This window comes from Bartonella machadoae, assembly GCF_022559585.1.
Classification (GTDB): Bacteria; Pseudomonadota; Alphaproteobacteria; order Rhizobiales; family Rhizobiaceae; genus Bartonella; species Bartonella machadoae.
In genome coordinates, this window is the sequence record NZ_CP087114.1 from 2,332,709 (window position 1) to 2,346,171 (window position 13,463).

Here is a 13,463-nt window from a genome sequence, read left to right on the forward strand (position 1 = left end):
GTAAGTAAGCCTCTCTTGTCCATAGCTTTATAGGTTTCGAAAACAGACAAAGAGAATTTAGGCGATTAAAGATCTGGTCTAAGTTTTTTTAATCCAGTGGGCAAACACGAATAATATGACCGTCGGGATCTTTGATGAGGAAGGTACGTCCAAAAACATCAGTATACGGTTCCTTCAAGACATTTATTTCAACGGTATTTTGCTCTTGCCATTCTGCATAGAGCTTATCTACATCCTCCCCATGAGGCAACATAATGCCGATTTCTGAAAAACGAGGTATATTTTCCTCAGGCGCATCGCCCCCAGACCAGAGAGCAAAGAGTGCATCACCTGAAGAAGAAAATGCAACATAGCGTGGCGAAACGAATACAGGCTCTTTCTTAAAGATGAATTTGTAAAAAGCGGTAGAATACTCCATGTTTGATACGTATACCAACTGTAGGTTTGGGGTAATTGGATAAGAAGGGATATTACTCATAAATTCTCCATGATTTAGTAGTTGTTACCTGCCATGATATACCTATATTCAAATCTTTCAACGAGAGTTTGTAATGCTTACGTTCGTGGTGTGCTCTATTGATATGTTTTTACGCACTTATTACTCTATGCTAAAATACTAAACCGCTGTTACACTGCTAATGGGGCTCTCAAGGGAACCTGTACACCGACCGACACTGCAATACATGAATACTAAAAAAGCACGTGAAGCGAAAACATGAGTGTTGAATTTTTTACAATAGTTAATTTTGTAATGCCCTGAGTATTTCTAGAATTATACATATTTCTCATCCTTAGACATTGTGTCATAGGATGGATTCTGCACTCTTCAATTCGTGATCATTTGAAAAAGCCTTGTCTGTCCTTATGTGACAAGATTTTTTATGCAACCTCACTGAGACATTGCGTTTTGGCTTTTTCAAGTGCATTCATCAGGTTTGATTGTAACCAGCGTGATAAAAAACGATAAGGGTTTTGGTCGTAATCCATTGGTTCTATGACAGTGGAATTTAAAATATTCATAGGCAATCATTTTGCGCTGTCTTTACGCTTATCAAGGAGCAAGGCTACACGATCATCATATTTTCCGCCCCCAATGTTGCGACAGATTTGCATTAAGATGCTTTATAACAGGCACTTTATCCTTTTCTTGCTCGTTTTTATCCATATATCAGTGCTGCTTGTTTCATGTAGGCACGTGATTTGACTTGATCCAAGATGAGAAGGTTTGCAATGAAAGAATCTGACAATGTTTTTGGCTCTCATTTAAAAGACAAAACAATGGGTTATCTTTATAAGTCATGACTTTATATATCACCTCTTGAATAGGAACATGGATTTTTTCAAGAGATGCATGTTAAAAAGAAGTTCAAAAAAATAATAAAATAAATCTTTATATTTAATGGGTTATAATGATGCTCTTGATCATGGTTGGGGAGAAGAGCAGATTCTACCATTTTGTTGCAATTAATATTCCATTGTAAAGAATTCGTTCATTGGGTAAAGCAAATAATCTAATTTTGGGTAGAAGAGTAGACATGAATCACTTTGTCTCGATTCGATAACTAAAAATGTTTTTAAGGGGGGAAAAGCATGACGTTGCAATCGCTTTTACAGACATATCGTAATGAAGCGCGTACCGAGCGAGATAAGGGGACATATTTTGAGCATTTTGCTGTTGCTTATCTCATGCATGATCCTCTTCAATCTGAACAGTATGAAAAGGTTCAAAACTTTAAAGATTGGGCGCATGAGAATGGTTGGGATGGCCGCGATACCGGTATTGATCTTGTAGCAAAGATTCGTAATGAAGATGGTTTTGCAGCAATCCAATGTAAATTTTATGATGCAGCCTATCGGATAAAAAAAGCAGATATTGATAGTTTTATTGCGGCATCAGGGAAAGCTCCGTTTAAGCGGCGTGTGGTGATAGACAGTACTGAAGGTGCTTGGAGCGAAAATGCGGAAACAATGATACGGGGGCAGGATATTCCTGTTATACGAATTGGTCTTGCCGATTTGCAACAAAGTCCAATTCATTGGAAAACTTTTGCCGCCACCGGTAAAGTTGTGCTGGAAGATAAAAAGGAACTGCATCCACATCAGCGTGATGCATTACATTGTGTGTGTGCTGGGCTTACTAAAACAGATCGTGGTAAGCTGATTATGGCTTGTGGGACCGGTAAGACATTTACCAGTCTTAAAATTGCTGAGGATTTAGCAGGTGAAGGAAAGCTTGTCTTGTTTCTTGTGCCCTCCTTGGCTTTGATGTCACAGGTGGTACGTGAATGGACAACGGATACAAAAATTGGATTACGATCTTTTGCTGTATGTTCAGATATACAGGTTGGAAAGCGTCGTAAAAGCAGTGATGATATTGCTGAAATTGAAGTTTTTGATCTTGCTTTTCCAACCACAACCAATGCAGCTCAACTTGCTGAAGGTGTGGGCGATGTTGTTTTAGATAAGATGACGGTGGTGTTTGCAACCTATCAATCTATTCAGGTTGTTGCGGATGCTCAGAAAAATTATGGTCTGCCAACATTTGATCTAATCATTTGTGATGAAGCACATCGTACCACAGGCGCAACGCTGGTTGGAGAGGATGAGTCGCATTTTGTTAAGGTGCATTCCAATGATGTTATTCGGGCCAAAAAGCGTCTTTATATGACAGCGACACCACGCATTTTTGGTGATAACGCGAAAAATCGCGCACAGCAAGCAAATGTCGTTCTTGCTTCGATGGATGATGAGAAACTTTTTGGTAAAACACTTTTTTATCGGGGTTTTTCATGGGCCGTCCAAAATGATCTTTTAACGGATTATAAGGTTATTGTCTTAGTCATGGACGAACAATTGGTCAGTTCAGCTGTGCAAAAGCGCTTGAGTGATTGTCAGTCTGAACTTATTCTTGATGATGCAACCAAGATTATCGGATGTTATAAGGCGCTTACAAAACAAAATATGAAGGCGGATATTGGTGCTGATCCCTATCCTATGCATCGTGCTTTAGCGTTTTGTAAAAATCTTCGAACTTCTAAACTGGTTCGTGATGAATTTTCAGCGGTTATGGGAGAATATCTTGATTATACCCAAAATCAGCCATTTCTAAAGTGTGAAATTGAACATGTTGATGGTGCTTTCAATGCGAAGGATCGCGGTGTCTTGCTCGATTGGCTGAAAGCTGATGCCGGTGAGGATGTTTGCCGTATTTTGACCAATGCACGGTGTTTGTCTGAAGGCGTGGATGTGCCGGCTTTAGATGCAATCATGTTTTTAAATCCACGCAAGAGTCAGATTGAAGTTGTTCAATCGGTTGGGCGAGTGATGCGTCGCTATGAGGGCAAAAAGATGGGCTATGTCATTTTGCCGATTGGGATTCCGCCGGGCAAACCTGTGGAACAGGCTTTAAACGAAAATGAAAAATATCAGGTTGTTTGGCAAATTTTGAATGCTTTGCGTGCCCATGATGATCGTTTTGATGCTACGATTAATAAGGCATCGCTAGGGCAAGATGTCAGCAATATGATTGAGATCATTGGTGTTACACATAGTTCTGAGTTACAGGCAGTGACGACTGTTGTTGAAAATCTTCCTCTACCCTCGCAACCTGCCCTCTCAGGAATTGGAACGCCGGAATATAATTATACTCTTACAGATGCACCACAAGGGGAACTTTCTTTCCCTGTTGATGAACTTTCTTGCGCCATTATGGCAAAGATTGTCAAGAAGTGCGGTACCCGTGATTATTGGGAGGATTGGGCGAGCAACATTGCGCAGATTGCTAAAAATCATATCACACGTTTAACAGGTATTCTTGCTGCGCCAGATAGCAAAGCACGTCAAGCCTTTGAGAGGTTTGTGACAGAACTGCGTGATGATTTAAATGATACGATTACAGAGAGTGATGCCATTGAGATGTTGGCGCAGCATATTATTACGCGTCCGGTCTTTCAGGTGTTATTTGAAGGGTATCAGTTCACGCGTGAGAACCCTGTATCGCGTGCAATGCAATCTATGCTTGATGTGCTTGATGAGGCAAATCTTGAGAAGGAATCCAAAGATCTGACGAATTTCTATGCAAGTGTGAAATTACGAGCAAGTGGAATTACTGATCCAAAAGCAAAGCAGAAGTTGATTGTCGAGCTTTATGATAAATTTTTTCGTTATGCCTTTCCGCGCACTGTAGAAAAACTCGGGATTGTTTATACGCCCGTTGAGATTGTGGATTTTATTTTGCACTCTGTCAATGATATCTTACAGGATGAATTTGGTCAAACACTTGGCTCGTCCGGTGTTCATATCATGGACCCCTTTACTGGAACGGGGACTTTTATCACACTGCTTTTACAATCAGGCTTGATTACATCAGAAGAAATGAAGCACAAATTATGTCATGAAATTCATGCCAATGAAATCGTGCTGTTAGCCTATTATATTGCAGCCATTAATATTGAGACAATATATCATAGTCTTATGGGAGGAGATTATGTTCCGTTCGAGGGAATTTGTCTGACCGATACATTTCAGCTTTATGAGAAAGAAAAAGACCTAATCAGTGATTTGCTGGTGGATAACAGCACGCGTCGGTCACGCCAGAAAGAACTGGATATCCGTGTTATTGTTGGCAACCCCCCTTATTCTTCTGGACAAAAAAGTGAAAACGACAATGCGAAAAATATTGAGTATCCTAAATTGGATCGCCGCATCCGTGAAACCTATGCTGCTCAATCTAAAGCGAGCAATTTTAATGGACTTTATGATAGTTATATTCGTGCCATTCGCTGGGCAAGTGATCGTATAAAAGACTGTGGTATTATTGGTTTTGTCACAAATGCAGGTTTTATCAATGGATATTCTACAGATGGATTACGAAAAGCTTTAACCAAAGAATTTTCCAGTATTTATGTCCTCAATTTGCGGGGGGATATTCGCAAAAATATGATGAGCAAAGGACAAGCTCAAGAAGGGCAAAATATTTTTGGTAGTGGTAGCATGACAGGAATTACCGTGACATTGTTTGTTAAAAATCCTCATGTTTTGGAACCTTGTAAAATTTACTATCATGACATTGGCGATAATCTTACCACAAAAGAGAAGCTTCATGAGATTCAGAGATTGCGCAGTGTTGGAGGTCTCAAGCGTGAACACGGCTGGCAGGTGATTACACCAGATGACCATGGTGATTGGCTGGAGCAGCGCAACAGTGATTTTGAAAAATTCCTAGCCATAGGAGATAAAAAAGGCAGTGATAAAAAGCTCTTTAAAAATTTTTCACTCGGTATTGTCACCAATCGTGATGCATGGGTCTATAATTCAAGCCGTGAAGTTTTAGCAAAAAATATGAAGAATATGATTGCCTTCTATAATAGTGAAGTAAAACGTTTTAATGGTACCTATCCACATGCTGACCGCAAGACACGAGGTAATGCCGTAAATAATTTCGTCAATTCAGATGCAAAAAAAATCAGTTGGAGCCGTTCTATCAAACAAGAATTAGCAAAAAGGAAAGTTTTTGAATTTGAAGATACATGTCTTACTCAGAGTCTTTATCGCCCTTTTACACGACAGTGGCTCTATTATAATCGCACCTTTAATGAAATGGTGTATCAAATGCCACGTATCTTCCCTATGGGAAAAGTGGTTGAAAATAAGGTGATACAAGTTCCCGGAACGGGAGCAAACAGTGGATTTTATGCTCTTATGATTAACAGTTTGTCCGATATTAATGCGTTGGTTGCTAGTCAATGTTTCCCATTGTACCTTTACGAAGATACGACGTTTTCAGAAGATAAAAATGAGAGACAATCTCATTTGTCTGCCAATATTACAGAGGAAAATAAAACCTCTAATCTACAACGCCGTGATGCCATTACTGATGAAGGCTTAGACCATTTTAAAGCGGCTTATCCTCATGAGGTGATAACAAAGGATGATTTGTTCTATTATGTTTACGGAATTTTCCATTCTGAAGATTATCGTGTGCGTTATGCGCATAATTTGGCTAAACAGTTGCCGCGGATTCCAATCGTTAAAAGTGTAGAGGATTTTTGGGCTTTTGTGACAGCAGGTCGAAAGCTTGGTGACATGCATATGAATTATGAAGAGGTTGAGCCATATCCCGTTACTTATGCACAAGGTGATCCAACAACTTGGACAATTTCTGATGAGGTGCGTTTCTACCGTGTTGAAGCAATGAAATTTGCTGGAAATGGTAAGGAAAAGGATAAATCCACTGTTATTTACAACAGCAATATTACAATGACAAATATCCCTCTTGAAGCTTATGATTATATCGTAAATGGTAGACCCGCTCTTGAATGGGTGATGGGACGGCAGGTTGTCAAAACTGATAAAGCGAGTGGTCTTATCAATGATGCTAACCGCTATGCTGTTGAGACGATGGGCAACCCTGCTTATCCCTTAGAATTGTTTCAACGGGTTATTACTGTAAGCTTAGAAACTATGAAAATTGTGCGCAGTTTACCGAAATTGCAAATAAGGGAGACTGGAAATGTTAACTTATCCGTTGTGTTGTAAAAACAACGCTTTTTGAAATGCGGTGATCAAGCATCATCATTGTAGAGCTGGTAATATCAAGTTTGTGTACAGGACTTCTATATGGGGTGTTTTTAGCGTGTGTGGTGAATTCTTTAAGACATGGATTGCTTGTTGCGCTTTATTTACAGACTGAATTGTTGTGCGTGGGTACAAAACAGAACACCATCGTGTTGCACATTCGTGGGCTTTTTTAAGACATGTCTTAAAGCACCCAAAAGCCCATTTCACGACGGCGCTCGTGGATGGTAATACCGATAAAGCTATTGAGTACCAGCATCTTTACACTTACTTTACGCATAATAAAGGTAAGCTGACCTCATCATACCATTTACCACCCCCCAACGTTGCGACAGCCCTCGGCATTTAGACGATTCATAACAGGTATTGTTATGCTTTTCTTTAGAGTTTTTACCCATACGCCATTCCCGCTTATGACGTGCAGATACATAGTTTTTATTCTTTCAACATAAGAGGATTCACAATGAGAGAATCTGACAATATTCGGGGGGCTTACTCAACAGGAAAAACGATAAATTATTATAAATCAATATCTTAATGCATTTAAGATCTATAAGACAACCGCCATGTTTTGAGTATTAAAAACTGAATCAAAGGAATTAACCATTGTTTCCTTTGCTAAACCAAGAACAGGATATCAGACATCAACAACCAGCTATAGCGATCAGAGAACAATCAATGGAGCAATTAACATCCAATAATCTCAAGCGTATAAGCGTGCTCGTCTCATCCTGCATAGAGAGCTAGAATCTCGTGAGAGCCTATATCTCCGCCATAAGGAATCCCAAATCAAACATTACGAAGACGAATACCTCCTCTCTTGCTATCCAACTTTTGAAAAAAGAAGCTATTTACACAGAGATAAAAAAACAGGGAGATCAAAGCGGTTCATAGACCAATTCGTTTTTTAAATATAAGCTATTTTTCATTTAAATCTGCTTATTTGTTAACAAATATACTCTCTGCTGCTGCTGTTTTGAAATCTGCTCCTCCCGCTTTTTTAAAATGAGAAATCGCAAAACCAACGAGTATTTTATAGAAGCATAACATAGAATGCCAACTTACGCATGACCCCGTTATGCTCTATCGTCTTTAGTAGATATAAAGCACACGCTCCTTAATGCATAAAGGATTTTCTAGAAAAGAGCAGCGAAGAATGCGCAACTTTTTCACCCATATTTATGCTTCATGCCAATGAAAAGGGTAACAATATATGTGCAACAATTGATCATGCCTAATCACGCGAGAGAGCAACAACAGGGTCAAGCCGTGAAGCTTGCCGTGCTGGTGAAAAACCAAAACAAATCCCTATGAGGGTTGAAAAAGTAAGAGACAAAATGACGGAATCAATCGTATAAACTAAGTGGATAGGCGCCTTAAAGAGAAGAAACAAACCACCGACAGAAAGTCCAAACAAGATTCCCAAACCGCCACCAATGACACAAACCAAAATTGCTTCAATTAAAAATTGCTGCAAAATATCACTCTGACGCGCGCCCACTGCCATACGTACCCCAATTTCATTGATCCGCTCGGAAACGGTAACCAGCATAATATTCATCACCCCAATCCCCCCCACAATCAATGAGATAGCAGCAATTGAAGACACTAAAAGTGTTAAAATATGCGTGCTTTCCATGATACGTTCACGAAAGAACTCTGAACTTCGAATGAAAAAATCTTCTCCACCGTGCCGCATCGTGAGAAAACGCTTGACCATCGCCTCTGCCAAATGTGAATCGACATCATCAGCAATCTTAACGGTAATGGCACGGACCTGTGTTGTTCCAAGAAAACGCGTTTGCACTGTTGTATAGGGCAAATAAACTTGCAACGTATTAGAAGAGCCTCCCATATGTTGTGGATCTATCACACCAAGAATACGCACAGGAACGTTCCCCATAAGAACAATCTTTCCAATAGGGTTCTCATGACTATGAGGGAAAAGCACAGAAAGTGCTTCTTTTTCAATCACAAGATCAGCAGCTCTCTCATGCACACTGTTCTGACCAAATAAGCTCCCTTGAACAGCCTTGAATCCTTGTGTCTGAAAATATTGTTCTCCTACCCCATTAATCACAGCATTGGCTTTAACGGAACCAACACGTATAGTAGAACTTGTTGAAAGTTGTGGTGTTACACCAGAAATATAAGGCAAGTTAGAGAGCGCTTCTGCATCGGCTTCCACCAAGCTTGTTATTTTCTCTGCTTGTGTATCAGAGAGACTTTTTCCAGGTAAAATTGTCAATGTATTAGAACCCAAACTTTTAAAATTTTCTAGAATTTTCTCTCGTGTACCATTTCCCAAAGCCACCATAGCAATAATGGCACCAATACCGATAATCACTCCAAGCATTGTCAAAAAAGTTCGCATTCGATGTGCATTCATTGCCAACAAAGCCATCACAAATGCTTCACGAAACCGTTCGAAAAAAGAACGAAGAGAACCAAGCTGTTGTTTCCCTGTGAAATTTTCCTCCTCATATTGACTATCGGCTTTTGTTTTTTTTCCCGCAGCTTTTGTTTTTGCACCCTTTGACACACGATCAGCAATAATTTCCCCATCACTAATTTCGATAATACGTTCAGCTCTTTCAGCCACTTGCATATCATGCGTTACGATAATAATGGTGCGCCCTTCTTTATGCAGTTCATCCAAAATACGCAACACTTCTTCACCGCTATGTTTATCTAATGCACCGGTTGGTTCATCAGCAAGAATAACCTCTGCATTATTCATCAAGGCACGAGCGATAGAAACCCGTTGCTGCTGCCCCCCTGAGAGCTGATTGGGACGATGATTGATCCTATCTCCCATCCCTAAACGTGTTAAAAGATCTTGTGCACGTTGTTTTCTTATTGCGACAGGGCGCCCGGCATAAATCGCTGGAATTTCAACATTTCCCAATGCTGTCAATTCATTGAGCAAATGATAGCGCTGGAAAATGAAGCCAAAATGGTTACGCCGCAAAGCCGATAATTCATCAGCAGAAAGAGTAGCTGTTTCTTTTCCTGAAATCCAATAACGACCAGAAGTTGCTCGATCAAGACACCCTAAAATATTCATCAAGGTAGATTTTCCTGAACCAGAAGCCCCTACAATCGCTACCATTTCACCACGCTTAATGGTGAGATTAATGTTTTTCAAGACAGTCACGCATGTTTCACCGGCTGGGAATTGACGCACAATATCTTCTAAAACAATGACAGCATCTGCTTTCTCTGTTTTCATGGCTTAAAACTCATTTTCGTTATGTTTATTGGAAGACTCTGGCATTCCACCATCACGCATGCCAGTGATAACCACCTCCCCTTCATTAAGCCCTGAAACAACCTCTGCAACAACCTTGTTATTCAACCCAATTGTTACCTGTTTATTCACCACTTTGTTTTGCCCCTCTAGGACAGAAACCCATGCTTTATTCTCTTTTGTTTCATCGCGTAAAGCATCACTTGGAACCAACAAAACATTCTGAGCACGCCCTAAGATAATATGCACTTGCGCCGTCATATAAGTCCGCAAAAAATTGTCTGCATTATCAACATGGAGAATTCCATTATAATAGATAGCCGACGATATCAAAGCACTAGAACCTGCCATTCCAGAATTAATACTCACATCAGCACGAATTTCTTCAGGAGCCGGTTCCACTCTTTCTAAAGTTCCCTCATAACGGCGCTGCGAATTTCCTAAAACTGTAAAATAAAGCGGTTGTCCAGCATGAACCTTCAGAATATCCGCTTCTGAGATTTGCGCTTTGACGGTCATCTTTGACAAATCACCTAAAATAACAATTGTTGGCGCCGACTGAACAGCATTAACATTCTGTCCTTCTTCTACCACCGTTGCCAAAACCGTTCCCGCCGAAGGAGCAGTTATTCGCGTATAGCCTAAATTGACCTCAGCACTATCCACATCTATTTGTGCTTGTACAATCTGTTGACGCAGCTGTTCAATTTGCGCCTCGCGTATTTTTACTTGTGTTGCAGCATCATCGAGATTTGCTCGTGAAACTGCATGCGATTCAATCATTTTTTTCTGACGCTCTAAATTTTTCCGTGCCAGAGAAAGATAAGCTTCCTGTTCTACCAAACTCGCCTCATAATGCGCGAGTGCTGCTTTTTTTCTTTTAAGATCATTTTCTTGATCTGTCGGATCAATTTCTGCCAAGAGATCTCCCTCTTTGACAACACTACCGGGGGAAACGCGCATTGACACCACACGCCCTGTTGCCCGTGCACCAACCGCGACCAATCGATAAGGGCGCACAAGACCCGAAGCCAAAACACTTTCTTCGATATCCCCCCGTTTTACCACCGCAGTCATATAAACAGGTGCTGCTGTTCCAAAAAAAACAGAACGCAACCATAATAAGATAATAAGCAATAGAACCGTTAAAAAGAAAGAAAGTTTTTTACGTTTTTTAATGAAATTTTTTATAAAACTTATTTTCATTGCCCTACCTTTGTACGCGAACGGGGTACATTATCAACAACCTCTGGATGAGATGCGTCAACAACACCATCCCATCCTCCCCCCAACGCTTTCATCAGTGCAATATATTGAGTAACCAAAGCAACACGGCTATCGTTAAGAGCCATTTGCGTAGAATAATGGGAACGATCAGCATTTAACAATTCAAGAAAGCTGGTATTGCCATTTTCAAACAGATTTTGTGAAAGTTTTAAAGAACGCAGAGAAGCTTTATTTGCAACAATAAGCTTTTCTAAACGCTGATGTTCTTTGCTTAATCTTACAAGCGCATTTTCTACCTCTTCCAAAGCGCCCAACACAGCCGCCCGATAATGAATAAAAGCTTGATCACGTTGCGCCCGTGCGACGGCAACAGAAGCGATGATTTGTCCCCCATTAAACAACGGGAAACGAAGACCAGATCCAAAAGACCAACCAATTGTTGAACTTTTCCACAATTGATCAATTGCCGTTGCTGCTGTTGAAATATTTCCTGTTAAAGTGAGTGATGGATAGCGATCCGCCTCACGTTGACCAATCCGCGCAGTCGCTTGCGCATATTGGCGCTCTGCTCGCCGTAAATCGGGACGTGTTAACAAAATATCAGCTGGAATTCCTGCTGGTATTGGCCATTTTGGCTGCGGAATTTTTGCTTGTCTGGCATTTTTTTGTAAAAGATCCTTTAAAGCCATAGGCACACGACCCGTTAAGACAGAAAGGCTATGAATACTCATTGCCAAATTTGCTTCCATCTGTGCTATATCGGCTTCTGTATTGGCCAGTTGTGCTTGCGCATTGGAAACATCAAGTTCTGAAACATCTCCAGCTTTTAATCTAGCGCGCATCAAGTCATATGTTTTGCGTTGTGAGAGAGCAATTTGCCGCACAATGAACAGTTTTTGTTGCCATCCTCGCACTTGAACATAATTTGTTGCCACATCTCCTAGCAGCGTCACCATGGTAGCACGCAGATCTTCAACAGTGGCTTCAAGGCCATAACGCGCCGCTTCAACGCCTCGCTTATGTCCACCAAAAAAATCAAGCTCCCAACTTGCATCAAAACTACTGCGATATTGGCTTAAAAGCGCATCAGACTGTCCAGAATCACTACGTGTTCCTGAAATGGAATTTGACACACTTGGCAAAAGAGAGCCCACCACTTGCCCTAAACTCGCCCGCGCTTCACGCACCCGCGCTTTAGCAACAGCAACATTATTGTTTCCAGAAATGGCATAATCCATTAACGCATTCAAAACAGGATCATTCAAATGCCGCCACCACCCTGCAAGCACAACAGAACGCTCCGATATTTTTGCAGACTGCTGCCCCCAACTTTTTGGAACCTGAAAAGATGTTTTAAGATAATTAGGACCGACCATACATCCTGATAATATAAAAACACACAACCAAATACTATAAAGCAATCTGTTAGAAGTAACCCACTCTCGATTTTTGATTCGCATCCATTCTCCCACATGCTTTCAAAATCAATCTCTTAATATTTTATTTACGAAAATCTTATTTTGAATTTATCATAGTTTCAAAATCAATCCATTAATATTTTGTTTACTATGATTTTATTCCCAATTTACTTTGAGAAATCAAAGAGAGTTTGTACTGGAACATGATCTGAAGGTTGCTTCCATCCCCGTGCCCTACGAAAAATTTCAAGATCAGCAACAAAAGGTGCTAAATCTGGAGAAGACCAAATATGGTCAAGCCTCCGTCCACGATCAGCAAGTGCCCAATCGCGTGCACGATAACTCCACCATGTATAAAGCTTGGTCGGAACAGGAATATGCCTCCGCATCAAATCAACCCAGCCACCTTGGCAACACAGAGCTTGTAAACGCTCTGTTTCAACGGGTGTATGACTTACAACCTTCAACAATTGCTTATGAGACCAAACATCCTCTGGCAAAGGTGCAATATTTAAATCACCCAGCAAAAGAGAAGAAAGCCCTTTGCCCTGATCCGCTTGTATAGAAGACATTTCTTCTAAAAAATCAAGTTTATGACGGAATTTCTCATTGACTTCCACATCAGGCACATCACCCCCAGCAGGAACATAAAAATTGTGAATTTGTACATCTCTACCACAAATTTCAACAACCACTGAAAGATAACGACAATCTTGTTTTTGACAAAAGAAGCGCTTTTCGACAGCCTTAAAAGGCAAACGTGAAACAATTGCGACACCGTTATAAGATTTTTGCCCACTCAAAGCGATATGCTTATATCCCGCTGCTTCAAAAGCCTCGATTGGAAAAAGAGCATCTGGACATTTTGTCTCCTGTAGACACAAAATATCTACAGGAAAGAGATCCAAATATTGAAAAACCTGTGCAAGACGCAAACGGATAGAGTTAATATTCCAAGTAGCAATACGAAAGAGCATCTGTTTGAATTCCAA

At 40.5% G+C, this 13,463-nt stretch carries 7 protein-coding genes; 1 reads left to right on the forward strand and 6 read right to left on the reverse strand.

What is annotated here, in order from left to right; translation table 11 throughout:
- Positions 1-88 precede the first annotated feature (88 nt).
- Positions 89-478, reverse strand: coding sequence for a VOC family protein (locus LNM86_RS11055; protein ID WP_241437714.1), 390 nt, complete (start codon positions 476-478; stop codon positions 89-91).
- A 401-nt stretch (positions 479-879) separates the two neighbouring features.
- Entirely contained in the window at positions 880-1,020 is a 141-nt protein-coding gene (locus tag LNM86_RS11060) for a hypothetical protein (protein ID WP_241437715.1), read from the reverse strand.
- Positions 1,021-1,590: 570 nt separating this feature from the next.
- Here LNM86_RS11060 and LNM86_RS11065 point away from each other — a divergent pair.
- Positions 1,591-6,537, forward strand: coding sequence for a DEAD/DEAH box helicase (locus tag LNM86_RS11065; RefSeq protein WP_241437716.1), 4,947 nt, complete (start codon positions 1,591-1,593; stop codon positions 6,535-6,537).
- Positions 6,538-7,810: 1,273 nt separating this feature from the next.
- Here LNM86_RS11065 and LNM86_RS11070 read toward each other — a convergent pair.
- The 4 genes from LNM86_RS11070 to LNM86_RS11085 all read right to left on the reverse strand — a co-directional run bounded on the left by LNM86_RS11070 (position 7,811) and on the right by LNM86_RS11085 (position 13,448).
- Complete coding sequence (locus LNM86_RS11070; RefSeq protein WP_241437717.1) at positions 7,811-9,808, reverse strand: MacB family efflux pump subunit; 1,998 nt, start codon at positions 9,806-9,808, stop codon at positions 7,811-7,813.
- Positions 9,809-9,811: 3 nt separating this feature from the next.
- Positions 9,812-11,032, reverse strand: a complete 1,221-nt coding sequence (locus LNM86_RS11075; protein WP_241437718.1) for an efflux RND transporter periplasmic adaptor subunit — start codon at positions 11,030-11,032, stop codon at positions 9,812-9,814.
- Complete coding sequence (locus LNM86_RS11080; RefSeq protein ID WP_241437719.1) at positions 11,029-12,513, reverse strand: efflux transporter outer membrane subunit; 1,485 nt, start codon at positions 12,511-12,513, stop codon at positions 11,029-11,031. Before LNM86_RS11080 ends, LNM86_RS11075 begins: the two co-directional genes overlap by 4 nt.
- A gap of 125 nt (positions 12,514-12,638) precedes the next feature.
- Positions 12,639-13,448, reverse strand: coding sequence for an exodeoxyribonuclease III (locus LNM86_RS11085; RefSeq protein ID WP_241439007.1), 810 nt, complete (start codon positions 13,446-13,448; stop codon positions 12,639-12,641).
- Between the last annotated feature and the right edge of the window lie 15 nt (positions 13,449-13,463).

What these genes read in the sequence shown, in the direction of transcription:
- LNM86_RS11060 (WP_241437715.1), bottom strand. Translation starts at nt 1,020, where the DNA reads ATGAATATTTTAAATTCCACTGTCATAGAACCAATGGATTACGACCAA.
- LNM86_RS11055 (WP_241437714.1), bottom strand. Translation starts at nt 478, where the DNA reads ATGAGTAATATCCCTTCTTATCCAATTACCCCAAACCTACAGTTGGTA.
- LNM86_RS11065 (WP_241437716.1), top strand. Translation starts at nt 1,591, where the DNA reads ATGACGTTGCAATCGCTTTTACAGACATATCGTAATGAAGCGCGTACC.
- LNM86_RS11080 (WP_241437719.1), bottom strand. Translation starts at nt 12,513, where the DNA reads ATGCGAATCAAAAATCGAGAGTGGGTTACTTCTAACAGATTGCTTTAT.
- LNM86_RS11075 (WP_241437718.1), bottom strand. Translation starts at nt 11,032, where the DNA reads ATGAAAATAAGTTTTATAAAAAATTTCATTAAAAAACGTAAAAAACTT.
- LNM86_RS11070 (WP_241437717.1), bottom strand. Translation starts at nt 9,808, where the DNA reads ATGAAAACAGAGAAAGCAGATGCTGTCATTGTTTTAGAAGATATTGTG.
- LNM86_RS11085 (WP_241439007.1), bottom strand. Translation starts at nt 13,448, where the DNA reads ATGCTCTTTCGTATTGCTACTTGGAATATTAACTCTATCCGTTTGCGT.